Genomic DNA, 25676 nt, shown 5'->3' with positions numbered 1-25676 from the left:
CCGGCCGTCGACTAGTTGTCGACGACTTCCGCGGTTTCGATCACGACCTGCTCGCGCGGGGCGTCCTGGCGGAACGGGCCGGCCGAACCGGTCGGCGTGGCGGCGATCTTGTCGACCACGTCCATGCCGTCGGTGACCTTGCCGAACACCGCATAGCCGGCGTTGCCGCGGCTCGGGTTGAGGGGCGCGTTGTCGGTGAGATTGACGAAGAACTGCGAGGTGGCCGAGTTGGGGTCGCTGGTACGGGCCATCGACAGGGTGCCACGATCGTTCTTCAAGCCGTTGTCGGCTTCGTTGGTGATCGGGTCGCGCGTCTTCTTCTGCTGATAGTCCTCGGTGAAGCCGCCGCCCTGAATAACGAAGCCCGGAATCACGCGATGAAAGATGGTGCCGTCGTAGAAACCGTCACGCACATACTGCAGGAAATTCGCGGCCGATTTCGGCGCGTCGTCTTCGAAAACCTCGATGGTGATATCGCCGAGATTGGTATGCATAACAACCATGGAGTCATCCTTGCTGGTATCGCCGGCAGCGAACGCGAGAGGCGCCGACAGTGCGAGTGAGAAAAAAACGGTAACGAGCAGACTACGTACGGACTTCATCAGGCAACGGCCTCGGTTGGTTCGACGCGGGCGAGTGCCGCGTCGAGAACGTTCAGGTCGGCATCCTTTTTATGACCCTGCTCGGAGAGCACGCGTCGCCAGGCCCGACCGCCCGGCTGGCCATGATACAGACCGAGCATATGCCGGGTAACGTCCTTGAGCGCGCCGCCCGCTGCCAGGTGATCGGCAATGAAGCCGCGCATGTTGGCAACGATATCGCCGCGTGCCGGCACGGCAGCATGGGCATCGAAGAAACGACGGTCCACCTCGGCCATCACATACGGATTTTTGTAGGCCTCACGGCCGATCATGACGCCGTCGACGTGTTCGAGCTGAACGGCTGCGGTATCCAGATCGACGATGCCGCCATTGATACTCATGGGCAGGGCTGGGAAGTCGCGCTTGAGCGTATGGACACGCGCATAGTCCAACGGCGGCACTTCGCGGTTTTCCTTGGGGCTAAGGCCGGACAGCCAGGCCTTGCGCGCGTGCACGATCAACGCATCGGCACCGGCGGTGGCGACCGCGCGCGTGAACGCATGGAGGAATTCGTAGCTGTCCTGATTATCGATGCCGATTCGCGTCTTCACGGTCACCGGGATGGAAACACGGGCCTTCATCGCCGCAACACAATCGGCCACTTTTTGCGGCTCGCCCATCAGGCAGGCGCCGAAGGTGCCATTCTGGACACGATCCGACGGGCAGCCGACGTTGATATTGACCTCGTCATAACCGTGCGTTTCGGCCATCACCGCGCATTCGGCCATGGCGGCGGGATCGCTGCCGCCGAGCTGCAGCGCGATCGGATGCTCGTCGGCGTGATAAGCCAGAAAACGCGTGCGATCCCCGTGAATCAGTGCCCCGGTCGTGACCATCTCGGTATAGAGCAGGGCAGATCGGCTGATCTGGCGCATGAAATAGCGCTGTTCGCGCGTGGTCCAGGCCATCATCGGGGCCACGCTGATGCGTGCACCCGGCGTCGGGCGCAACGTGTTTGGGTGCGTCGCCTTCGAAGCTATGGCGTTGTTGTCATCGGCTAACCTCATCCGCGCGTATTTTACGCGCTTTGGCTTCGTGGCTGTAGGACCGGCAGTGGCCTGCGCTGGCGCGCAAGCCCACGAGACACTCGTAAGTTTCGTGCGACGCCAAGACGGATCTTAGGCCGATGTCCCGGTACAAGAACGAATCAATAGGCCGGCACACGCTTGATACGTTCGCATGATTCGCACTGCCACTTGTGCGGGCGGTTGAAAATACGCTGCACGCGGTTGCGATGAATTCGAAAACAGCTGTATTGGTGCAATGTGGGCAGTAGTTCACTCGTGTCATGGACATCGTCCGGCTGATGAACAAGTGCTACTGAAATTAATGTTCCCGTTGTCTCGGGGCATGATCAAATTTATGTATGCCCGGTCGTTTTGCAAAGTTTCGAATTGCACGTGATTCGTTCGGTATGTCAGCAAAACGCGCGTGAACATCCGGTGGCCTAAGCAAAACCGCGCACGTACTAACTCGCAAGGTCAGTCGATCAACGTCACAATGCACTGCAACTGACGTGTTCTCGTCATTCAATTTGCAGGAGCGTTTATGTACGCGTTCGCCCGGAGTGCGTTGTTTGCGCTTGAACCGGAATCGGCACACGACGTCACGCTGCGTACGCTTTCGCACAGCGCGGCGCTTGCGCGTCGAATCTATGCGCGCAAAGTGCCGCATGTGCCGGTCGATCTCATGGGATTGCAGTTGCCGAATCCGATCGGTCTGGCTGCGGGGCTCGATAAGGACGGGCGCTGTATCGACGGGTTGTCGGCGTTGGGCTTCGGGTTCGTCGAAGTGGGGACGGTCACGCCCGAGCCGCAGCCGGGCAATGCCAAGCCGCGGTTGTTTCGAGTGCCGGAACAGCGGGCGTTGATCAATCGGCTGGGGTTCAACAACGACGGTGTGGCGGCCCTGGTCGAACGTGCGAAACGGCGTCGCGGCGCCACGGCCCTGGGTATCAATATCGGCAAGAACGCGATTACGCCCCCCGAACGTGCCGTGGCGGATTATCTGGCAGGCCTGAACGCGGTTTATTCGATCGCCGACTACATCACGATCAACATTTCGTCGCCGAATACGAAAGGTCTGCGTGACATGCAGGGCCGTGAGAGCCTCGACGAACTGCTGGGCGCGCTGCGCGACGAGCGCGATCGGCTGGCCGAAGCCGAGGCGCGCTATGTACCGCTGGCGGTCAAGATCGCGCCGGATCTGGATGAATCACAACTCGACGCCATTGCCGACCGACTGCTGCATCACGGTATCGATGGCGTGATTGCAACGAATACCACCACCGCTCGCGATGGTGTGCCTTTGCGCTGGACGAACGAGGCCGGCGGGTTGAGCGGCGTGCCGGTACGCGAACGTTCGACCCAGGTCATTGCGGCCTTGCGCACGCGCTTGGGCACGAAGTTGCCGATCGTTGGGGTGGGCGGCATACAAAGCGCGCGCGATGCCACCGACAAGCTTGAAGCCGGGGCCACGGCAGTACAGATGTATACCGGGCTGATCTATCAGGGCCCGCGCCTTATCGCGGACTGTGCCCGTGCAGCCCAGCTGGTCTATGCCGATCAGCGGGCCCGGGAACTCAAGAGTGTGGTCAGACGCGATCGAGCGCGCGTTTCAGCTGAGCGCTGAACAAGGCGCCAATGAACTCGATGGATTCGGCCAGCCGGTGGCCGTCGGCAACGACATGGAGGGCCGCACGGCGCGATTTGGCAAAGGTATAGCTGGAATCCAGCGGTACGATGTCGTCATCCCAGCCATGTACGACGATGGTGTCGTCGGGGCAGCCGGCCGGCTCGCCGGGATAACCGTCGAGATAGAGCGCGGGCGCCATCAGCAGTAGCGCCTCCGGTTCGAGCGCATCGCAGGCCATCGCCGAGACATAGCCACCCATGCTCGAGCCGACCAATATCAGCGGCGCGCCCGCAGGGGTGTGGTCGACGAGCCGTTCGACGCGCGCGAGCGGATCCATAAGATCGCTGTAATCGAGACTCTCGACCGCGAAACCCTGGGTTTGCGCGATAGTGGCCAGGTGCTGGATCTTGCTGCCCCACGGCCCGCTTTCCTTGCCGTGGGCGAAGACAACGCGTGGTTCGGACATATCGAGCCTGTGCGTGGACGTTGATTGGTAAGCCGGCGTACTATGCCACGGCGCACAGTCTCATCGTGCGCTGACTGCTCAGGATCACGGGGACCGACACTGAAACTCCTGTCTTTTCTCAACTGGATCGCGCTCGGCATCGGTGCGCTGATGACGCTGCTTTATGCCGTCGTCTGCCTGATGATGTGGCCGTATCCCCAGCTTGTGGCCGATGCCGGGGGCGGGTTCGACCATGTCGTACAGATCACATTGGTCACCGCGATATTCACGGCGGCCGCGGCGCTGTCGACCTGGCTGGTGCAAAAGCGCCATCCGGCGCTGTGGCTGGGCCAGGGCGTATTGCTTGTCGCTCTGATTGGCGTGATCGTTTTTGCGGTGACTCAGCGTTGAAATGAGCGAACCTCGCCGCATGCGCGATCAGCCGCGTTGGCAGGCGGCCGCACTTATTCCGCTGGTCGTCGGCCTGGCATGGCTGATCTTCGGCTGGTCTCATGGCCTGGTTGTGGCGGTTCTGGCTACGCTCGCCGGTGTGCCGCTTCTCGGCTGTGCGACCGCGATCGCATTCTGGCCGGGCGATCGCCAGATTACCCAGTATCTCGCCGTGGGTGCGGTCGCGAGCATATTCCTGGCGGTGGTGCTGTGGCCATGGCTCGGCCTTGTCTCGCTCGGTTTGATTGTCGGTGGGAGCGTGTGTTTTCTCGCGGCGGGCTGGGTCGCAACCCGGGAATCCGTACGACCGCGCGCTGTGCCCGAGCCGCCATTATCCCTGGGCGTTTGTCGAAAAGTGGCGACCGACGAAGCGCTGCTTGGTATGTTCGTCGCCGGCGCACGTATTCCACGTGGCGCGGTGGTAAAGCGTGATTTCGACGAGCTCAGTGCGCTGCACGATCTCGCCGAAAGCGGGCATTGGAGCGCCGATCGGCGATCCTGGCATCGTACGCCTGCGCCACCGCGTGATGTTCGACTCACGCCATCGAAAGCCCAGGGTTGCCGGTTTGACTGGCTGCATTTCGATAGCGGTTTCGAAGCGGATACGGCGCTGCCCGGTGCGGCCCGCTGGCAGGCACATCGCCCCAATCAGCGTATGGCCGCGCGTATTTTCCGCCATGAAGGCGAACCTCGGCCGTGGTTGATCTGCATCCACGGCTATCGCATGGGCATCAACGAGCTCGATCTATCGTTATTCCGGGCGAAACGTCTGCACCTCAAATTCGGCATGAACGTGGCGATGCCGATCCTTCCGCTACACGGTGCGCGAAGAATCGCGCGTGTGACCGGTGGCCATTTTCTCGACGGCCCGATGGCCGATCTCGTACACGCGCAGGCCCAGGGCTTATGGGATCTGCGCCGGCTCAAGGCCTGGATCGGAGCCGAACAGCCGGACCAGCCGATCGGCGCGCTCGGTTACAGTCTCGGCGGCTATCACGCGGCGTTGCTTGCGGCCTTCGAAGCCGATCTCGCCTGCGTGATCGCCGGCATTCCGTTAACCGATATTCCGGCAGCGTTGTGGGCGCATATGCCGACGCTGCATCTGCGCTACCTGGAAGCGCAGGGGCTGTCGCAGGCGCAGCTCAGCGCGTTAATGGCGCCGGTGTCGCCGCTGCACCTGACGCCGGTCGTTCCCTATGAACGTCGTTATATCTTTGCTGCGACCGCGGATCGGCTAGTGGACCCGGAACAGCCGTTGCGCCTGTGGCGCCATTGGGGCGAGCCGGCGATGCACTGGTATCACGGCTCGCATCTGTCGGTTCGGCGTGAAGCGGAGTTGTTGCCGTTCGTCGAAGATGCGCTCGATCGGCATGGCCTGATCGTCACCCGCAGTGGCGCCGCTCGATAAGACACGGTTGTGACACACGCGCTCGCGCGCGAGAATGCCGCGCAATGCTTGCTTTGTCGGTCATGGAAGGGGAATACAGGTGAACAACGTCGTTATCTCGGCCTCCGGGCTCTACACGCCGCCGGAGTCGGTTTCCAACGAAGAGCTGGTCACCGCCTTCAACGCGTACGTCGAGAATTACAATCGCGACAACGCCAGTGCGATCGAGCGCGGCGAAGTCGAAGCGCTTTCGCCTTCGAACGCGGATTTCATATACAAGGCATCGGGTATCAAGAGCCGCTATGTGGTCGAAAAGAGCGGCATCATCGACCCGGACGTGATGCACCCGTGGATTCGTACGCGCGGCAACGACGAGCCGTCGCTGCAATGCGAAATGGCGATGGCCGCGATCGAGCCCTGTCTCGAAAAGGCCGGTAAACGCCCGGAAGACATCGACGCTGTGCTGGTGGCGTGTTCGAATCTGCCGCGCCCGTATCCGGCGCTGGCGGTCGAGGTACAGAAGTATCTCGGCGCGGGGCGCTTCGGTTTTGATATCAACGTGGCCTGCGCGTCTGCGGCCTTCGGTATCCAGACCGCCGCCGACATGATCAAGTCTGGCAGCGCGCGTACGGTGCTCATGGTCAACCCCGAAATCTGTTCGGCGCATCTGAATTTCCGTGATCGCGACAGCCACTTCATCTTCGGCGACGTATGCACAGCGGCGCTTATCGAGCACGCCGACGCTGTCGAAGACGGGCAGGGCTTCGAGGTGTTGGGTACCCGGCTCAAGACCGAGTTCTCGAATAACATCCGCAATAATTTCGGCTTTCTCAATCGCGCCGAGATGGACGAGCGCTCCGAGGCGGATCGCCTGTTCGTGCAGAACGGGCGTCGCGTGTTCAAGGATGTCGCCCCCATGGTGGCGCAGATGATCGTCGAGCATGCCGACGAGCTGGATGTGGATGCGGCCGATATCAAGCGGCTGTGGTTGCATCAGGCCAACATCAACATGAATACGCTGATCTGCAAGCGCGTGCTCGGCCGCGAGGCCAGCGAAGCCGAGATGCCGTCGGTGCTTGCCGAATACGGCAACACCAGTTCGGCTTCGCCGGTGATCGTGTTCCACAAGTTCTCGGACGACATGGTCGCCGGCGATGTCGGCGTGCTGTGCGGTTTTGGCGCGGGCTACTCCGCGGGTAGCGTTATTACTCGCAAGCGATAAGTGCGACTGGTATAGAAGCGCCTTCGCGACGACGTATCCATTCATCCTCTTAGGCAGCCTGTCATGACTGGCGACACCCAGCGCAAGTATCGCGCCGACTACCAGCCGCCGGCGTATCTGATCGATACGGTTGATCTGGATTTCGAAATTCGAAGCGATCGCACGCAGGTGCGGGCGACGTACGCGGTACGGCGCAACCCTGACGCGAACGATACGTCCCAATGGCGCCTGGACGGCCGGGACATGCAGTTCTTGTCGGCCGCCATCGACGGTCGCGCGCTGGATACGCATGAATATGCGTTGAGCGACAACGCGCTGGTTATCCATAACCCGCCTGAAATATTCACGTTCGTCGTCGAAAACACTATCGGCCCCGAGCAGAATCTGTCGCTCGAGGGCTTCTATCGCTCCGGCGATATCCTGTGTAGCCAGTGCGAGTCGAACGGGTTCTCGCGGATTACATATTTCCCGGACCGTCCGGACGTCATGGCGCGCTACACCACGCGAATCAGCGCCGATGCACACAAATTCCCGGTGCTGCTGGCCAACGGCAACTGTGTCGATTCCGGTACGCTCGACAACGGCCGTCATTACGCGGTCTTCGAAGACCCGTTCGCCAAACCCTGTTATCTGTTCGCGATGGTGGTCGGTGATCTGGGCATGATTCGCGACAGCTACACTACAGCGTCGGGCCGTAAGGTCGATTTGCGGCTGTATACCGAGCACGGCAACGAAGACCAGTGCCACCACGCCATGGCTTCGCTCAAGCAGGCCATGGCTTGGGACGAAGACACCTACGGTCTAGAGTACGACCTGGACAGCTACGTCACGGTGGCCGTGGGCAGCTTCAACATGGGGGCCATGGAAAACAAGGGCCTGAACGTGTTCAACACGGCCTGTATCTTTGCGCGTGCGGATACTGCAACCGACAGCGATTTCGCGCTCGTGCGCGACGTGGTCGCCCACGAGTATTTCCACAACTACACCGGCAACCGCGTGACCTGTCGCGACTGGTTCCAGCTGTCGTTGAAGGAAGGGCTCACCGTCTATCGCGAGCACCAGTTCGCGATCGATCAGGGCTCGCCTGGCGTCACCCGTATTCGCCAGGTGCGGACCATGCGCGAAATCCAGTTCCCCGAGGACGGCGGCCCGCGGGCGCATCCGGTACGCCCGGAATCCTATGTGGAGATGAACAACTTCTACACCATCACCGTCTATGAGAAAGGCGGCGAGGTGATCCGCATGATCGCGCAGATGGCCGGGCGTGATGCGTTCATTATTGCTGTGCGTCATTATCTCGACAAGCACGACGGCCAGGCGGTGACCATCGAGGATTTCGTGGTCGCAATGGAAGAATCCACCGGCCTCGACCTCGCTCAGTTCCGGCACTGGTATGCCCAGGCAGGCACGCCGCGGGTACGGGTCGCGACCGACTTTGAGGATGGCCGGCTGCAGCTGACGTTGTCACAGCACACGCCGGCCACGCCCGACCAGAACGACAAGCCGCTGTTCGATATCCCCGTTGAAATCGCGCTGTTCGATGCCGAGGGTGCGCCCGTGCGCGAAGCCGAGGTGCTGCGCTTGAACAGCGCCGAACAAAGCTGGACGTTCGATGGCTTCGACGCCGAGCCGACCGTGTCTGCGCTGCGCGGTTTCACCGCGCCCGTGCGCCTGGAATATGAGCAAAGCGACGAAGCACTCGCACGCCTGATGGCACACGACAGCGATCCGGTCTGCCGCTGGGATGCGGCCCAGGCGCTGTATCTGAAGACACTCGTGGCCGATGTGTCGGCGCGCCGTGAAGGCAACGCGCCAGTGGCGGCGCCCGAGCTGTTGTTCGAGGCGATAGAGACACTGCTCGACAATCCACCGGCCGATCGTGAATTGCTTGCCGAAATGCTGACGCTGCCTAGTGAAGCGATGCTCGGCGAACAGTTCGACGCTGTCGATATTTTTGCGATCGATGCCGCACGGCGCGAGCTGAAAGAAGCGATCGCCACTCGGTTCGCCAAGCGTTTCCAGGCGCTCGCGGATACGCATGCGGCAAGTAGCGCGTATATATTCGACGTTGCCGAAGCAGGGCGCCGACGTGTTTTTGCAGTTGCGCTGGATTATCTGGCGACGATTGAAGCACCGGGCTTAGCCGCGCGCGCCGCCGCTGTCTACGACGGCGCAGACAACATGACTGATCGCATGGCCGCGCTCGATGCGCTGCGCGATCTGAACGCGCCCGAACGCCAACGCGTGCTCGACGATTTCGCGCAGACATGGGCGGATTATCCGCTGGTCATGGACAAATGGCTCAGACTGCAAGCGACGACGCGTCGTGACGACAGCGTGGAACGCGTGCGGGAATTGCTGGCTGATGCGCGCTTCGATTTCACCAATCCGAATCGTATTCGTGCGCTGCTGGGTGGTTTCGTACGCGGCAATCGTGTCGGGTTTCATCGTGCCGACGGTGCAGGCTATGCACTGATTGCCGACGAGATACTGCGCCTGGACAGCCTGAACCCGCAGCTCGCTGCTGCGCTGGCCGGCATGCTCACCAACTGGGCACGCCATGTTCCGGCGCAGGCCGACGGCATGCGGGCAGCGCTTGCGCGTATCGCCGAAGCCGAGTTGTCGGACAACACGCGTGAGATCGTTGCCGCCGGGCTCGAACAGAGCAACGTGGCTGCCTGAACGGTTCATGGGTCGCCCGGCCAGCGTTGTCATATTGCTGTAATATCGAGTGCCTAGCGTTACGGCGTCATAGTCCCCATGAGACCCCACGTAATGCAGCACAAGCATGTTCTGATCGTCGAGGACGAAGCGCCGATCCGCGACATGATTCGATTCGCCCTGGAGCGAGCGGATTTCGCCGTCAGCGAAGCAGAGGACGCGCAGAGCGCACGTCTTGCCATGGCCGAGCGGCGTCCGGATCTGGTGTTGCTCGACTGGATGTTGCCGGGTGTTTCGGGCGCAGAGTTCGCGCGCGAACTGCGCCGCGACGAGCTCACCGCCCAGTTGCCAGTGATCATGGTCACCGCCCGTGTGGATGCCGACGACCGGGTGCGAGGGCTCAATCTCGGCGCGGACGATTACATCACCAAGCCGTTTTCCTCCTCCGAGCTCGTCGCGCGCGTGCGCGCGGTGCTACGCCGAAGCCTGCCAGGTGGCGAGGACGAAACGCTGGAGCTCGATGGGCTGGTTCTGGACGCCGCCAGCCAGCGGGTCGCGGCCGGCGATGCACCGGTCAAGCTCGGACCCACCGAATACCGGCTACTCCGATTCTTCATGAGCAATCCGGAACGCGTGTATTCACGTGAGCAGATGCTTGACCGCGTTTGGGGCCAGAATGTGTTTGTTGAAGAACGGACGGTGGATGTACATATTCGGCGTCTACGCAAGGCGCTTGCGCCGTTCGGTTTCGATCATTTCATTCAGACGGTGCGGGGCAGCGGTTATCGATTCTCCAGCAAGGCGGTGTAGCCTCGCACTATCGCGACTGGCGAGGTTATGAGTATTCCCTCGGCGGGCGCGGCACGGGTATGGCGTCGCGAACTGTTCATCATCGGCGCGTGGCTTGCGCTGTGCGCGGTGGTCGGGCTACTGACCGGCTACGAGCTTGTCGCCATTTTGATCGGCGTGTGTGCCTATCTGGGTATGCACCTGATGTATGCCTACCAGCTGCATCGCTGGCTGGCCTCGGATCGAATCGAGCCGTCCGAGGGCATCGGTGTCTGGCAAGAGATCTATACCGAGCTGTACCGGCTCAAACAGCGCAACCGCAAGCGCAAGAAGCGGCTCAAGAGCATCGTTCACGAATTCCAGGCCTCGACGGCGGCTCTGCCCGATGGCGCGGTCGTGCTCGATTCGCAAGGACGAATCGTGTGGTTCAACGAGGCCGCAGGTGCGCTGATGGCGCTGCGCAGCCCGCAGGATTTGGGCCAGCGCCTGGCGAATCTGTTACGCCATCCGCGTGTATCGAGCCAGTTGATGAAGGCCGAGCACATCGGCGAGCTCGAGGTGCCGTCGCCGGTTAACGAGGCGGACACGCTACTGCTTCGGCTGATTCCGTACGGTAATAACCAGCGCCTGCTCATCGCGCGCGATATCAGCGAGCAGAAACGCCTCGAACATACCCGCCGGGATTTCGTCGCCAATGCATCCCACGAGTTGCGAACGCCGTTGACGGTACTGCGCGGCTATCTGGAAATGATGGAAGAAGAGGCGGGTAGCGATGGCGCGCTCACCGGCTGGCAGGCGCCGATTCGGGAGATGGGTGAACAGTCGCGGCGCATGAACCGCATCATCGACAGCCTGCTCAAACTGGCGCGCCTCGAAAGCGAGGGGTTGCAGCAGCGCCAGGAACGTATTGATATCCCGACCATGATTCAATCGCTCGTCGACGATATCCGACGTGCGAACAGCACGACCCATGAGATCGTGCTGGATATCGAACCCGACCTGGACCTGTATGGCCGGCCGGGCGAATTGGAGAGCGTGTTTTCCAATCTCTTATCCAACGCGGTGCGTTATACCACCACCGACGCCGGCACGATCCAGGTGCGCTGGTGGCGAGAAGAGGACGCGGCCTGTTTTTCGGTCACCGATAACGGCCCCGGTATCGAAGCTCAGCATCTGCCGCGTTTGACCGAGCGCTTCTATCGCGTCGATCCAGGGCGGCAAGCGAGCAGCGGTGGGACCGGTCTCGGGCTTGCGATCGTCAAACACTGCCTCGAGCATCACGAAGCTGAGCTGGAGATCCACAGCGAACCGGGCTTTGGTTCGACGTTTACTTGCCGGTTCCCGGTACAACGCGCACTCGACCGTCAGGCCGCCTGAACGCAGCCGTTCCGATCGCGACCTGGGTCCGCTCCCGGGCCGGCGAGGCGCACGAGTGTCCATATATCGTTTGCCCGACGGCGGCCCGATCAGACGGTATCGCCGCGCTGCCCACGCCTGAGGCCGGCTATTGCAAGTGTTTCACCTTCGACGTCCTATGGCTGAAAAGCCAATCTCAGCGCGCTCGTTCGGCACCGTCATATGACCGTCATAAAGCGGTTACCTGACTGTCACACGTCTTAGGTAGTTTCTCCCGCGGCTGCACAAGCCGAGACACAATCCAGGGAGACCTACTGATGAACCGTTTTCAACTGCGCGCCATGGGCGTGCTCGCCGGCGCGGCTGTTACCGCCATGCCCATGCTCGCTTCGGCCGGCATTACCTTGTACGAGGAAGGCAACAAGTCGCTTGAGATCGGCGGCCGTCTTCAACCGCAGTACCGTCTGGTCGATGCCGATAGCGAAGGCGAAGGCAGCGACTCGGGCGACGATTTCTTTCTGCGCCGCATGCGCTTCTATATCGAAGGCACGCTCACGGAAAACATTTACGGTATCTGGCAGGTCGATTTTGGCGATACGTCGGAAGATCCGGAAGTCAAGGACGCTTTCATCAACTATTCGGGGCTATCGGCCGGCGAGATCCAGGTTGGCAACATGAACGTGCCGTACTCGCGCGAGTTGCTTACCTCGTCCAAGCGTCAGCAGTTCGTCGAGCGTACCGTGGTGGGTGACCACAATTTCGGTGTGCCGGATCGCCAGATCGGTATTCTGTATACCGCCGCGCCGAGTGACGTGTTTCAGGTGGCAGCAGGCGTATTCAACGCCGGCCTGGAAAGCGATCTGGACAAAGTGGACTTCGAATCGCGGGTAAGCGGCGATCCGGATTACTTCGGCAAGATGTTTGCCGGCCGTATCGATTTCACTCCGTTGGGTGGGTTCAAGCTCGCTCAGGGTGCGTTCGGTGAAGAAACCAAGTTCGGCCTTGGCCTCAACGGCTTCTACTGGGACAACGACAGTGACGCCGGGTTCGAGGATTTTGAAGCCGATAGCAGCCCGGAAGGCGAATATGACAGCGTCACTGGCCTGGGCGTGGATGCCGCTTTCCGTTCGGGGTATTTCTCCGCGGATGCTGCCATTCAGTACACCAACGCGGAAGTGACCGATGGCACCCGTGATTTTCTCTCCGACAACGGCGTGACCGACGGTATCGGCTTCGTCAACGATGAAGGCGACGCGAAGTTCATGACCTACATGGTCAAGGCCGGCTACATGATCGTGCCCAGCAAGCTCGAGTTCACCGCCGGCTTCTCTGCGCTGGATCTGGACGACGGCTATCGCGATGCCGACGGCACCATTATTTCCGACGACATGGACAAGCGTTACTCGGCCGGTTTGAACTACTTCTTCAACAAGCATGACGCCAAAATCCAGCTGACCTATGAAATCGGTCGTGACGTGCTGTATGCGAACGATGCGAACGGGCAGGTGATCAACCCGGCCGGTATCGGCGAGGATCAGAACACGCTGTTCCTGCAGTTCCAGCAGGTCCTGTAAAAACTCCCCTGAAAACAAGAAGCGGATTGCTCCCTTTGATCATGACCCCGGCTTGCCCGGGGTCTTTTTTTGGCTGCTATTTATCGCCACGCGTTTCCGGCAGGGTTCGTCGGGCATAAGGGCATTGGCAACGGCTTGATGCCGTAAGGCGCGGTGTCGAACGAGGCCTACACGTTTTCGAAACGCACTCGGGCCCGTGAATGCCGCGTCATCAGACTTGGAAATCGCCCGACGGGTTGCGCATTCGCCTCGCCGCCCGGGAGAGCGCCGATTCGGTTAGTGTCGGCCCCCGGTGCACAGCGCGGGCGCGCTCGGCCAGCAACCGCTGGGATGAAGGGTCGAGCGGCCGCGGCTATTGACTCGCTAGTGCCCAGAAAACAGCGAACAAGACCTATTTATACGGCTTGTCACAAATCTGTCATCGATCGGCAATACCCTGTTCAAAGTTTGCTCCCACACTCACCGCAGGTCAGAACCGCTGGCCTGAAATCTTTCATCCGGGAGACATTGATGAAACTTCGTTTGCAACACACGCTGGGCGCGGCGGGTATCGCTGCGGGCCTGCTCGCCACCGCTGGTGCTGCGCAGGCTGCCGATCAGATTCGTATCGTGGGCTCGTCCACGGTTTATCCGTTCTCGTCTTATGTCGCCGAGGAACTGGGCGCGACGAGCGACGTTCGTACGCCGGTGGTCGAGTCCACGGGTTCCGGCGGCGGCATGAAGCTGTTCTGCGGCGGTGTGGGCGCCAATACGCCGGACATCACCAACGCCTCGCGTCGCATGAAACCGTCCGAGTTCAAGATGTGCCAGGACAATGGCGTCAAGGACATCACCGAGAATGTGGTCGGCTTCGACGGTATCGTGTTCGCGCAGAGCAAGACCGACGATGCGATCGATCTGAGTCGTGAGCAGATCACCCTGGCTGTCGCCGCCAAGGTGCCGAAAGACGGCAAGATGGTCGACAACCCGTACAACAAGTGGAGCGACATTGACTCGTCGCTGCCGGATCGAGACATCCTGATCTACGGCCCGCCGACATCCTCGGGTACCCGTGACGCGTTCGAAGAACTGGTCATGGAACACGGTTCGGAGAACATCGAAGGCTATGACGAGGCTTACACCACGATCCGTCAGGACGGCAAATACGTGCCCTCCGGCGAGAACGACAACCTGATCGTGCAGAAGCTTGCTCAGAACAAGGATGCCTTCGGCGTCTTCGGTTTCTCCTATCTGGAAGAAAACCGCGACAAGATCCAGGGCGCGAAGATCGACGGCGTCGAGCCCGAGCGCGATCTGATCTCCTCGGGTGAGTACCCGGTTTCGCGCTCGCTGTTCTTCTATACCAAGAACGCTCACGTCGATCAGGTCGAAGGCATGGAGCAGTATGTCGACATGTTCCTGTCGGATCAGATGGCGAGCGACCGCGGTTATCTGAAGAACCTCGGTCTCATCCCGCTGCCCGAGGATCGTCTGAAAGCCGAGCGTAGTGAGTGGGAATCGCGTGCCAAGCTCAAGGCCTCGGATCTCGAAAGCTAGACGTTCGACTGACACGGCGCCGGTACACGTCGATAAGCGGCGTGCCGGCGCCATCTTGATTATCATGGCGGCCCGCCGCATTCGCTTTTCAGCCTAGGATCGCGTTTTGGAAACCAGCCAAATACTGCTCGTCTTCTTCGGTGGCCTCGTACCGATGGCCGCTGTCGCGTTCGCTCTCGGGCGACGCAAGGCATTGTTATCGGACGCCGCGGGCAGCCGTATGCATTCTTTGCCGGCGCAGTACGGCGTTTATGTGGCGACCTGGATGGCGCTGCCGGCCCTTGCAATCGGTATCGTTGCCGCATCGGCTGCGTTGCTGGGATTGCAGGTTCCGTCTGCACCGTTCGTGCTGTCTTTCGCGCTCTTCGGTGCCGCGGTCGGGCTGATGATCGCGCTACGCAAGGTCGAGCCGACGCTGCGTGCACGCAATGCGATCGAGAAATTTGTTTATTGGACGCTCTTTGCCGCGTCGCTGGTGTCGATTCTCACCACGTTCGGCATCATCATTTCGATTCTGTTCGAGGCGCTGAAGTTCTTCAGCCAGGTCAGCGTCTGGGACTTCGTGACCGGTACCAACTGGTCGCCGGTGGCGACATTCCGCCCCGGCCAGCAAGCCGCTGATTCCCAATTCGGTTCGGTACCGCTGTTTGCCGGCACGTTCATGATCACGCTGGTCGCTATGTCGGTGGCGATTCCGGTGGGGCTGCTTTCGGCGATCTATATGTCCGAATACGCCAGCTATCGCGTACGCACGCTGGCCAAGCCGATGCTCGAAATTCTGGCCGGTATCCCGACGGTCGTCTACGGTTTCTTCGCCGCGATCACGGTCAGTCCGCTGGTGGTCGAGGTGGCCAATTTCTTCGGCTTGCATGCCTCGTATACCAACGCGCTCGCGCCCGGATTGGTGATGGGGATCATGATCATTCCGTTCATCTCGTCGTTGTCCGACGACGTGATCAATTCGATTCCCAACAGTCTTCGTGAAGGCGCCTATGCACTGGGCGCAACCAAATCCGAGACCATCAAGCAGATCATTCTGCCGGCGGCTTTCCCCGGCATCATGGCCGCTGCGCTGCTGGGTGTTTCCCGCGCGCTGGGTGAGACCATGATCGTGGTCATGGCTGCCGGTCTGCGGCCGAACCTCACCTGGAACCCGCTCGAAGACATGACCACGGTGACGGTGCGTATCGTCGATGCGCTCACCGGTGACCAGGCCTTCGACAGCCCCGAAACGCTGGCCGCATTCGCGCTCGGCCTGGTGCTGTTCGTGGTCACGCTCACGCTGAATCTGATCTCGATCATCGTGATTCGCAAGTTCCGCCAGTCCTACGAATAGCGCTCAAAGGGCATTCGATTATGAGTCAAGGCATTACGCTGTCGCCTTCGCGCCAGCTCAAGAAACGCTACCGTGCGGAAAAACGCTTCAAGGCCTATTGCATCGGCGCGCTGGTGTTGGCCATGGCGTTTCTCGTGCTGTTCTTCACTGACATGATTCGCCAGGGCTATTCGGCGTTCGTGCAGACCGAGATCGAGGTCGAAGTCACCTACAACGAAGACACGGTCAAGTTCACCAACGAATCGGTACGCGAAGAGGTATCGCCGCTGATTTCGCGGGCGTTCTATCGCACCATTCCGCGTCGGGTCGATGCCAACCCCGAGCTCATGGGTACGACCGAGACACGCTGGCTGACCGCCACCGCGCATGTCGACCAGTACCGCAAAGGCTATAGCGATCGCCTCGATCCGGAACTCAAGGCCACACTCGACCGCCTCGATTCGGAAGGGCGCGTAAGTTATGGCTTCAATTCCGGCTTGTTCTTTTCCGGCGACTCCAAGATCCCGTCCAACGCCGGGCTGTGGTCGGCTTTCGTTGGCTCGTTCTACGTCATGATCGTCGTGCTGCTCGTGAGTTTCCCGATCGGTGTTGCGACGGCGATCTATCTTGAGGAGTTTGCGCCGGATAACCGCTTTACCCAGGGCATCGAGATCAATATCAACAACCTGGCAGCCGTGCCGTCGATTCTGTTCGGTTTGCTGGGTCTTGCGATTTTCATCAACTTTTTCGGCGTGCCGCGTTCCTCGGCGCTGGCGGGCGGCTTGACGCTATCGCTGATGACGCTGCCGGTGATCATCATCAGTACGCGCGCCGCGCTCAAGGCAGTGCCACAGAATATCCGCCAGGGCGCGCAGGCGGTGGGTGCCTCGCGTTGGCAGGCGATTCGCGATCATGTCCTGCCGCTGTCGCTGCCGGGCATTCTCACCGGCACGATCATCGGCATCGCACAGGCCATGGGCGAGACCGCGCCGCTGCTGCTGATCGGCATGATCGCGTATATCCCGGATGCGCCAACAAGCATGACCGAGGCGGCAACGGTCCTGCCGGCCCAGATATTTACCTGGTCGGGCATGCCGGAAGGCGCCTATGTGAGTCTTACCGCGGCCGGCATTCTGGTGCTGTTGTCGCTGTTGATCACGCTCAATGCCACGGCGGTCATTCTGCGTAATCGGTTCGAGCGCCGCTGGTAGGCGGGCGCCGACTCAACGGTTTGAAAATTTTCCCTTTTCTTGGGCGGAGACTTAGGATGCGTACACGAGATTTGACCGGCGACAGTACCCAGGTGGTACGAGTGCCGACCACGGAGCGCCCGCGAGTGAATCAGAAGACGAAGATGAAGGTCCGTGACCTCGAGGTCTGGTATGGCGAGAAGCAGGCGCTACACGGCGTATCGATGGATGTGGCAGAAAACGAAGTCACGGCGCTGATCGGCCCCTCCGGCTGCGGCAAATCGACGTTCCTGCGGTGTCTCAACCGCATGAACGATCTGATTCCGGATGTGCGCATCAAAGGTGAAGTCGAGTTCGAAAACCAGAACATCTATGCGCCGGAGGTCGATGTCGTCGAGCTGCGCTCGCATATCGGCATGGTGTTCCAGAAGCCCAATCCGTTTCCGAAAAGCATCTACGATAATATTGCCTACGCGCCCAAGATTCTCGGTCAGGTGCGCAAACGCACCGATATGGAAGACCTGGTGGAGCATTCGCTCAAGCGCGCGGGCTTGTGGGAAGAGGTCAAGGATCGGTTGCAGATGCCTGGTCTGTCGCTTTCCGGTGGTCAGCAGCAGCGCCTGTGTATCGCGCGCGCGATCGCGGTGAGCCCGTCGGTGCTGCTGATGGACGAGCCCTGTTCGGCGCTCGATCCGGTCGCCACCGCCACGGTCGAACAGCTTATCGATGAGCTCAAAGAGAACTACACCATCGTGATCGTTACCCACAACCTGCAGCAGGCAGCGCGTGTGGCGGGCTATACGGCCTTCTTCCATCTCGGCAATATCGTCGAATACTCGGATACCGACTCGTTGTTCACGCATCCGCGCGAGAAGAAGACCGAGGACTACATCACCGGCCGATACGGCTGAACGGCAACGGCCGGCAGGAGAGCGTTATGGATAAAGTCGGGCTGGAAAAACATACTTCGAAGCAGTTCGATGCCGATCTGGAGGATGTGCGAGAACTTGTACTCGCCATGGGCGGTCTGGTCGAGCAGCAGATCGCGGACGCGGTGCGCGCGCTGATCACCGGCGAGGGCGCGCTCGGCGAAGAGGTGGTCCAAGGCGATACCGAAGTCAATCGCATGGAAGTCGAGATCGACGAGGAATGCACGCGCATTCTCGCTCGACGTGCGCCCCAGGCTGGCGATTTGCGCCTGATCATTGCCGTGGCCAAGACCATTACCGATCTCGAGCGTATCGGTGACGAAGCCGAAAAGATCGGCCGTATGTCCACGCATCTCGCCAGCTACGACCGCCCGAAGAGCGCGTTCTACCAGATCGAAATGCTGGGCCGGCACGTGCGCGAGATGCTGCGCGACGCGCTTGACGCCTTTGCCCGCCTGGATTCGGAAGCGGCGCTGCGTGTCGCCCAGCAGGACGAGGATGTCGATCGCGAGTATGAGGGCATCGTACGCCAGTGCATCACTTACATGATGGAAGACCCGCGCACCATACGACATATGCTTGACGTGCTCTGGGCGGTGAAGGCATTGGAGCGTATAGGCGATCACTCCACGAATATCAGCGAGTACGTGGTGTATTTCGTGGAAGGCAAGGACGTGCGCCACATCGGGCTCGAGGCCATGGAAAAAGAAATCAACGAGGGTGCGGCGCGTCGGCGCGGCGATTGAATCGACTGCCTGGCTGCCGTGTCGTACCGTCGGTCGGTGCGGCGCACAAAACTCGCGCTGAGCTTTGGTACTATCGGCGTCCCTGACTGGCGCGGATAGCGGAATTGGCCCAGAAAAAGCGACCCACTCGAGCTGCACCCAAGCGCAAGGCGCGCAAACCGACGCGCACGAAAGCGAAGCGTGGGTTCTTCCGACGTCTTCTGCCATATGTGTTCTTGCTGGGCTGTATGGCGGCTGCGGTACTGGCCGGCTACATGGTCTATCTGGACGGCGCGGTTCGTGCCCAGTTCGAAGGCACACGCTGGACGTTACCGGCCAAGGTGTATGCGAGCCCGCTCGAACTCTATTCCGGCCTCGACCTATCACGCAGCGAGATCGTCTCGCGGCTCGATCGCCAGGGCTATCGGGCCAGTTCCAGCCTGTCGCGGTCGGGCACGTATCGCAGCAGCGTTAGCCGGCTGGATATTCATACCCGGGCGTTTCATTTCTGGGACGGACAGCAGGCGTCCCGCGAAATCCGGCTGAATTTCGACAGTACCGGCGTGAGTTCGCTCTCCGCGCTCGACAAACAGGGTGATCTGGCGTTGATCCGGCTCGACCCGCTCATGATCGGCAGTATCTACCCCAAGCAGGGTGAAGACCGGATTCTGGTCAAGCTTGGCGATGTGCCGCCGATGTTGCCCGCCGGCCTGATCACGGTCGAAGACCGGGATTTCATGAATCACTGGGGTGTATCGCCGAAATCGATTCTGCGTGCGGCGGTCGCGAACCTGCGCGCGGGCGGTGTGGTCCAGGGCGGCTCCACCATTACCCAGCAGCTGGTCAAGAACTTCTATCTGAACAATCAGCAGACGCTGGTGCGCAAGGCCAAGGAAGCGCTCATGGCGATCCTGCTCGATGCGCATTATTCCAAGCCGGAAATTCTCGAGGCCTATCTCAACGAGGTCTATCTCGGCCAGGATGGCGGCCGCGCGATTCACGGCTTCGGTCTGGCGAGCTATTTCTATTTCCAGAAGCCCCTCGAAGAGCTGCAGCCCCAGGAGATCGCGTTGCTGGTGGCCATGGTCAAGGGCCCGAGCTACTACGATCCCCGCCGTAATCCGGAGCGCGCTCTGCGCCGCCGAAACCTGGTGCTGGACATGTTTCACAGCGCCGGTTTTCTGGAAGAAGACAGCTGGCGTGAAGCCAAGAAGGCTGATCTGGGTGTAACCGCACGCACGGTGCGCAGTACCAGCCAGTATCCGGCCTTCATCGATCTGGTGCGTCGCCAACTGCTGGGCCAGTACAAGGACGCCGACCTGACCGAAGAAGGCCTGCGCATCTTCACCACGCTCGATCCCGAGGTCCAGGCCGCCGCTGAAAAACGGGTCTCGGACGGGCTCGACAAGGTCGAAGCGGCACGCGGTATTGAGCGCGACAGCCTGCAAGCCTCGGCCGTGGTTACCAGCGTCGAAGGCGGGCGCGTACTGGCGCTGGTGGGCGGTCGCGATGCCGGTTTCGCCGGCTTCAACCGTGCGCTCGATGCACGTCGGCCGATCGGTTCTCTGATGAAGCCGGTGGTTTATCTCACCGCACTCGCCGAGCCGTCGAAATACAATCTGATCACGCCGCTCGACGACAGTGCGCTATCGGTCAAACTGGCGAACGGCGATACCTGGCGGCCGCAGAATTACTCCAAGAGTACGCACGGCAGCGAAGTGCCGCTGCACTATGCGCTCACCCACAGCTATAACCTGTCGACCGCACGTCTCGCGCTTGATGTCGGTATTCCCGACGTTATCGATACGCTCAAAGAGCTTGGCTACAACGGCGATCCATTGTCCGTGCCGTCATTGGCACTCGGGGCCGTGGATATGGCGCCCATGCAGGTCGCACAAATCTATAACACGCTTGCGGCCGGCGGCTATTACACGCCCTTGCTCGCCATTCGCGATGTCACCACGCGCGAAGGTGAGCCGTTGTCGCGCTACCCGCTCAAGATTCGCCGCGCGGTGGATGAATCGCCGGTCTATCTGACCAACTGGATACTGCAGCGCGTGGCGCGCTACGGCACCGGTTCGACGATGTACAGAACCCTCGATCGCTCGATCAATGTGGCTGGCAAGACCGGTACTACGGACGATCTACGCGACAGCTGGTTCGCCGGGTTCGCGGCCAACCGACTGGCGGTGGTATGGGTCGGTCGCGACGACAACAAACCCGCACAGCTCACCGGGGCGACGGGTGCGTTGCAGCTGTGGGCCGGTATCATGGCCGATATCGACCCGCGCGGCTTGATGAACGTGCCGCCCGAGGACGTAGTGGAAGTTCCGCTGCGCCTACGGTTCGACCCCAACGGCGCGTCCGGCAATGATTACGGCGGCTGTAGCGGCACTACGCCAGTGCCGTTCGTGCGCGGCTATGTGCCGGACGGGCTTTCGGATTGCGATAGCGATATCATGCGCGAAAATCGCTATCGTCGTGAGCAGCCGCAACAGCGGCAAGAAGAACAGGAAGAGGGTAACTGGCTACAGCGCTTGTTCGGCTGATCGCGTCATCGGTCGCTCGCGTTCAAGCACCTGACGATGTCAGCGCAAAGGTTGCGGTCGTTACCCCCAGCAGATCGACGCTGCCATCTGAGTAGAGGTTTGGGATCATGCAACGAATCGCAGCACTTGTGGTGCTAGTCGCTCTGGCGGGCTGTGCCACGAACCAACGCACCAGCTTTCCGCCGCCACAAGGCCCGGCCTCGCCCACGATTCCGTCGCCCGGGCGTACACCCGAGCCAGAACGTGTGCCGGAGCGGCCGAGCGAGCCCGAGGTCATGCCGCCGCGCTCTGCACAGGAAGCCAGCAGCCCGGCGGTATTATCGCTGCTCGGGCGTGCCGATACGCTCGCGCGCAACGGCAACATGGATATGGCCGCGGCCACGCTGGAGCGTGCGCTCGATCTGGAACCGCGTAACGCGTTTGTCTATCAGCGCCTGGCCAGCGTGAAACTCGCCCAGGGCCAGGGCGGCCAGGCCGAGGCGATGGCGCGTAAATCCAATAGCGTCGCCGGGGACAATCCGTTCGTACGCGCCGACAACTGGCGCTTGATTGCCGAAGCGCGTCGTGTCGGTGGCGATCGCAGCGGCGCCGATGAAGCCATGCAGCGCGCCAGCAGCTATCGCAGCGCCAGCCAGCAGCTCATGCGATGAGTGCTGCGGCCGGCGCCGCGCTTTTCACCGACGATGACGCGCTCTCGCGTGCCTTGCCAGGCTACGCGGCTCGCGCCGGGCAGGCCGAGATGGCGGCAGCGGTCGCACGTGCCATCGATGCAGGCGAACGGCTCGTTGTCGAGGCGGGCACGGGCACCGGCAAAACGCTGGCCTATTTGCTGCCCGCACTGGCTTCGCAGCGCAAGATTATCGTTTCGACCGCGACACGCTATCTGCAAAGCCAGCTCGACGATAAGGATGTACCGCTGGCGCAGACGGTGCTCGGGCGCTCGGTGCATGCCACGGTGCTCAAGGGGCGTGCGAATTATTTGTGCCTGCACCGGCTCAATCTTACCGAGGCCAGCGGCGATCTCTATCTTGCGCCCAAGATCCGCGCGGTGCGTGATTGGGCGGCCCGTACCACGACGGGCGACCTGGGCGAATTCGGCGATCTCGGCGACGGCGACGCGCTCTGGCCGCGCATCACCTCGACCACGGACAACTGCCTCGGCCAGGAATGCCCGTTGTTCGACCAGTGCTGGGTCGTACACGCGCGCCGCGAGGCCCAGGCGGCGGACCTGGTAATCGTCAACCACTATCTGCTGTTCGCGGATCTGACCCTGCGAGAATCCGGGTTCGGCGAAGTATTGCCCGGCGCCGATGCGATTGTGCTCGACGAAGCCCACCGCCTGCCCGATATTGCCGGCCGGTTCTTTGGCCAGGCACTCTCGGCGCGCCAGCTTAAAGATCTGGTACGCGATGGTCTCGCGGAACTGGACACGCTCGGCGGTGACATGCCGGGTCTGAAAGCCAAGCTCAAGGATGTCGGCAACGCCGAGCGGCGATTTGCCGATGCGCTGGGCGACGCGCCCGGCAACCGGAGTTGGGAAGAACTGGAAACAGATGTACGCCGGGCAGCGCGCGACGATCTGGCGGCCGGGCTGATCGCGCTCAAGACCGGCCTGGAACCCGTGGCCACGCGCAGCGATCGGATGAAAGCGCTGTCCCGCCGCTGTGGCGAACTGGAAGCCGCGCTGACCACGGTCAGTGCGAGCGATGCCGATCGCATCAGCTGGCTCGAAAAACGGGGTAGTGCCTGGATTTGGCACAGCACCCCATTGGACGTGGCCACGCCGTTTTCGCGCGCGATCGAAGCCTATCCCGGTGCCTGGATCTTTACCTCCGCGACGCTGGCGGTGAAGAACGACCTGAATTACTTCTGTCGTCGACTGGGGCTCACGGATGTGACCCAGCAGGTGCTGCCCAGCCCGTTCGACTATGAACAAAACGCCATGCTCTATGCGCCGCGTACCATGCCGGCGCCGAACACGCCGGATTTCGATGACGCGGTGGTGTCTCAGGCGCTGTCGTTGATCGAAGCGTCCGGCGGCGGCACGTTTGTGCTATGCACCAGTTATCGTGCAGTCGCGCGCTACGGCGAGGCACTGGCTGCGGCTGGTATCGAGGTGCTTATGCAAGGCAGCGCGCCGCGCGCCGATCTGCTTGCCGATTTTCGCCAGGACGACGGCGCCGTGCTGGTGGCCACCAGCAGTTTCTGGGAAGGTGTGGACGTACGCGGTCAGGCGCTACGGCTGGTCATCATCGACCGGTTGCCGTTCGCGTCGCCGGCCGACCCCGTGCTTGCCGCGCGTTTCACGGCGATGAAAGAGGCCGGGGAAAACCCGTTCATGGACTATCAGCTGCCCCAGGCCATCATCACCCTCAAACAGGGCGTTGGACGTTTGATTCGCGATGCTGCCGATCGCGGCGTGCTGGCGATTTGTGATCCGCGGCTGTTCACGGCGCGTTACGGCGGGGCTATCCGTGCGAGCCTGCCGCCTATGCCCATCACTCGCGATCAGGCCGTGGCCTGCGAATTTCTCGACAGCCTGGCGCCCGCATGAAGTTACTTGCGCTGGACGCGTCGACCGAAGCGCTATCCGTGGCCGTGGTGGACTGTGTACGTGGCTACGAGGTCGAGCACTTCGAAATCGCGCCGCAGGCCCATGCGCGTCGATTGTTACCGCTCGCTGCGGAACTGCTCGAACGGGCCGAACTCACGCTCGCCGATCTCGACGGTTTTGCTTTCGCGCGCGGGCCGGGCGCGTTCACCGGCCTGCGTATTGCCGCCGGTCTCATTCAGGGTCTTGCAGCCGGTGTGGATCGACCCGTCGTACCGGTTTCCACGCTTGCGGCACTCGCCGCGCGGTGTCTGCACAACGACGAGCACGTGAATCGCGTGCGCGTGGTTCAGGACGCCCGCATGGGCGAAATCTATACCGCCGACTACGTGCGCGGTGACGGTGCTACGCCGCGGCCGCTGGGCGACGAACGCGTCATCCGACCGGAGATGCTCGAGATAGAGACGGCCAACGAATACACCCGTGCTGGCAACGGCTGGGGCGTGGTCGCCACCGAGCGCAGTCTGGCGCCCGAAGCACTAACGCCGAGCGAGCATTGGCCGCACGCGCTCGATATTGCACGCTTGGCGGTGCCGGCATTGCGCCATGGCGAGGGTTTGCCCGCATCGCAGGCGCTGCCGGTGTATGTGCGCGACGACGTCGCCCGCAAGCCGGGCGGCTCGCGTTAGCTATAAAACCGAAATCGGAGGAAAATCATGTTGTATCGACTGAACGCCACCACGCCGCAAACGCCCGACGCCGGGCAGTTCTTCGTCGCGGAGAACGCCACCGTTCTGGGTAACGTGAAGCTCGAAATCGATGCCAGCATCTGGTTCAACGCCGTGTTGCGCGGTGATCAGGAACTGATCACGATCGGGCGTGGCAGTAACGTGCAGGACGGGTGCGTGCTGCATACCGATCCCGGCTTTCCCTTGACTGTCGGCGCCGATTGCACGATTGGCCACCAGGCCATGCTCCATGGCTGCACGATCGGCGACAACAGCCTCATCGGCATCAAGGCGACCGTACTCAACGGCGCGAAAATAGGGCGCAACTGTCTGATCGGCGCCGGGGCGCTCGTGCCGGAAGGCAAGGAAATACCGGACAACAGCATGGTGATCGGTGTGCCGGGGCGCGTGAAGCGTGAACTCAGCGATGACGACGCGCAGAAACTGCGTCGCGGCGCGGCCCACTATGTAGAGAATTACAAGCGCTTTCTGGCCGGTCTCGCCGCGATATAAATAGGCAGCCGGGTTCAGCTCAGATAGATATCGAAGCGGATCGCCTTGCCTTCGACCTGACGGTCCGGGCGGGCGATCGACGTGGCCCGGGCATGTTGCTTGACCACCACCTGGCGCGCTGCCCGCTCGCGGGCGCGTTCCAGCAATGACGCGACATCGGTATCTGTGCCCACCAGTTCGTGCATCCACGCAAGCGCTTTTTGCGGGCGTGCCTTGCGCCGGGGTGCATCGAACATCGGATCGATATAAATGATATCGAATACACGATCTGGCGCCTGGGCCAGCCAGTCGCACGCATCGGCATGAATCAGATCACGCCATGCGGCGAGCCATACCGGCGGCGCGGTTTGCGCGCGCGCCCGGGCGTCGTCCAAGAGCGCGAATAAAACATCGTGGCGTTCGAGCGAGGTGACGGTACAGTCGAGCGCGGCGAGGGTGGCGCTGTCGCGGCCCAGGCCACAGGTAGTATCGAGTACCTGAG

Annotated in this window: 22 protein-coding genes; 18 read left to right on the top strand and 4 right to left on the bottom strand. The window is 61.5% G+C overall.

What is annotated here, in order from left to right; translation table 11 throughout:
* Positions 1-11 precede the first annotated feature (11 nt).
* Both SSPSH_RS10065 and dusA read right to left on the bottom strand, forming a co-directional pair.
* Positions 12-602: a peptidylprolyl isomerase gene (locus SSPSH_RS10065; RefSeq protein ID WP_006912495.1), complete on the bottom strand. Its 591-nt coding sequence runs from the start codon at positions 600-602 to the stop codon at positions 12-14.
* Entirely contained in the window at positions 602-1648 is a 1047-nt protein-coding gene (gene dusA, locus SSPSH_RS10060; protein ID WP_021031668.1) for a tRNA dihydrouridine(20/20a) synthase DusA, read from the bottom strand. Before dusA ends, SSPSH_RS10065 begins: the two co-directional genes overlap by 1 nt.
* Before the next feature lie 541 nt (positions 1649-2189).
* Here dusA and SSPSH_RS10055 point away from each other — a divergent pair.
* The gene (locus tag SSPSH_RS10055; protein WP_006912492.1) at positions 2190-3272 is read left to right on the top strand and encodes a quinone-dependent dihydroorotate dehydrogenase; all 1083 of its coding nucleotides are present in this window, start codon (positions 2190-2192) and stop codon (positions 3270-3272) included.
* Here the strand turns inward: SSPSH_RS10055 and SSPSH_RS10050 are convergent.
* Complete coding sequence (locus tag SSPSH_RS10050) at positions 3235-3741, bottom strand: YqiA/YcfP family alpha/beta fold hydrolase (protein WP_006912490.1); 507 nt, start codon at positions 3739-3741, stop codon at positions 3235-3237. The two genes, SSPSH_RS10055 and SSPSH_RS10050, sit on opposite strands and share 38 nt — an antisense overlap.
* Before the next feature lie 150 nt (positions 3742-3891).
* Here SSPSH_RS10050 and SSPSH_RS10045 point away from each other — a divergent pair, with 150 nt between their 5' ends.
* From SSPSH_RS10045 to SSPSH_RS09965, 17 genes are all read left to right on the top strand, one after another.
* On the top strand, positions 3892-4131 hold the full coding sequence (locus tag SSPSH_RS10045; protein ID WP_006912488.1) for a hypothetical protein: 240 nt from the start codon (positions 3892-3894) through the stop codon (positions 4129-4131).
* A 1-nt stretch (position 4132) separates the two neighbouring features.
* On the top strand, positions 4133-5578 hold the full coding sequence (locus SSPSH_RS17960) for an alpha/beta hydrolase family protein (RefSeq protein ID WP_051339820.1): 1446 nt from the start codon (positions 4133-4135) through the stop codon (positions 5576-5578).
* Between the two features lie 79 nt (positions 5579-5657).
* The gene (locus SSPSH_RS10035) at positions 5658-6779 is read left to right on the top strand and encodes a beta-ketoacyl-ACP synthase III (RefSeq protein WP_006912486.1); all 1122 of its coding nucleotides are present in this window, start codon (positions 5658-5660) and stop codon (positions 6777-6779) included.
* A 63-nt stretch (positions 6780-6842) separates the two neighbouring features.
* On the top strand, positions 6843-9461 hold the full coding sequence (pepN, locus tag SSPSH_RS10030; RefSeq protein WP_006912485.1) for an aminopeptidase N: 2619 nt from the start codon (positions 6843-6845) through the stop codon (positions 9459-9461).
* Between the two features lie 93 nt (positions 9462-9554).
* A complete protein-coding gene (gene phoB, locus SSPSH_RS10025; RefSeq protein WP_006912484.1) occupies positions 9555-10250 on the top strand; it encodes a phosphate regulon transcriptional regulator PhoB in 696 nt (231 codons plus the stop codon).
* A 27-nt stretch (positions 10251-10277) separates the two neighbouring features.
* Positions 10278-11606, top strand: coding sequence for a phosphate regulon sensor histidine kinase PhoR (gene phoR / locus SSPSH_RS10020; RefSeq protein ID WP_006912483.1), 1329 nt, complete (start codon positions 10278-10280; stop codon positions 11604-11606).
* Between the two features lie 296 nt (positions 11607-11902).
* Positions 11903-13159, top strand: a complete 1257-nt coding sequence (locus SSPSH_RS10015; protein ID WP_006912482.1) for a porin — start codon at positions 11903-11905, stop codon at positions 13157-13159.
* 510 nt (positions 13160-13669) lie between these two features.
* Entirely contained in the window at positions 13670-14695 is a 1026-nt protein-coding gene (locus SSPSH_RS10010; protein WP_006912481.1) for a PstS family phosphate ABC transporter substrate-binding protein, read from the top strand.
* 106 nt (positions 14696-14801) lie between these two features.
* The gene (gene pstC, locus SSPSH_RS10005) at positions 14802-16031 is read left to right on the top strand and encodes a phosphate ABC transporter permease subunit PstC (RefSeq protein WP_006912480.1); all 1230 of its coding nucleotides are present in this window, start codon (positions 14802-14804) and stop codon (positions 16029-16031) included.
* Positions 16032-16051: 20 nt separating this feature from the next.
* Positions 16052-17221, top strand: coding sequence for a phosphate ABC transporter permease PstA (pstA, locus tag SSPSH_RS10000; RefSeq protein WP_006912479.1), 1170 nt, complete (start codon positions 16052-16054; stop codon positions 17219-17221).
* Positions 17222-17277: 56 nt separating this feature from the next.
* Positions 17278-18111, top strand: coding sequence for a phosphate ABC transporter ATP-binding protein PstB (gene pstB, locus SSPSH_RS09995; protein ID WP_021031667.1), 834 nt, complete (start codon positions 17278-17280; stop codon positions 18109-18111).
* A 26-nt stretch (positions 18112-18137) separates the two neighbouring features.
* On the top strand, positions 18138-18875 hold the full coding sequence (gene phoU, locus SSPSH_RS09990) for a phosphate signaling complex protein PhoU (protein WP_006912477.1): 738 nt from the start codon (positions 18138-18140) through the stop codon (positions 18873-18875).
* A 227-nt stretch (positions 18876-19102) separates the two neighbouring features.
* The gene (gene mrcB / locus SSPSH_RS09985; protein ID WP_021031666.1) at positions 19103-21403 is read left to right on the top strand and encodes a penicillin-binding protein 1B; all 2301 of its coding nucleotides are present in this window, start codon (positions 19103-19105) and stop codon (positions 21401-21403) included.
* Between the two features lie 107 nt (positions 21404-21510).
* On the top strand, positions 21511-22053 hold the full coding sequence (locus SSPSH_RS09980; protein WP_021031665.1) for a tetratricopeptide repeat protein: 543 nt from the start codon (positions 21511-21513) through the stop codon (positions 22051-22053).
* Positions 22050-23957, top strand: a complete 1908-nt coding sequence (locus SSPSH_RS09975) for a DNA repair helicase YoaA (RefSeq protein WP_006912474.1) — start codon at positions 22050-22052, stop codon at positions 23955-23957. Before SSPSH_RS09980 ends, SSPSH_RS09975 begins: the two co-directional genes overlap by 4 nt.
* On the top strand, positions 23954-24643 hold the full coding sequence (tsaB, locus tag SSPSH_RS09970; protein ID WP_006912473.1) for a tRNA (adenosine(37)-N6)-threonylcarbamoyltransferase complex dimerization subunit type 1 TsaB: 690 nt from the start codon (positions 23954-23956) through the stop codon (positions 24641-24643). The genes SSPSH_RS09975 and tsaB overlap by 4 nt, the downstream gene beginning before the upstream one ends.
* Before the next feature lie 24 nt (positions 24644-24667).
* On the top strand, positions 24668-25195 hold the full coding sequence (locus tag SSPSH_RS09965; RefSeq protein ID WP_040607921.1) for a gamma carbonic anhydrase family protein: 528 nt from the start codon (positions 24668-24670) through the stop codon (positions 25193-25195).
* A gap of 14 nt (positions 25196-25209) precedes the next feature.
* Here SSPSH_RS09965 and SSPSH_RS09960 read toward each other — a convergent pair.
* On the bottom strand, positions 25210-25676 hold a 467-nt coding region (locus SSPSH_RS09960), incomplete at its 5' end, for a class I SAM-dependent methyltransferase (protein WP_021031664.1).

Origin of the sequence: Salinisphaera shabanensis E1L3A (assembly GCF_000215955.2) — a bacterium.
Lineage (GTDB): Bacteria > Pseudomonadota > Gammaproteobacteria > Nevskiales > Salinisphaeraceae > Salinisphaera > Salinisphaera shabanensis.
This window is presented reverse-complemented; position numbering and strand designations above follow the sequence as displayed.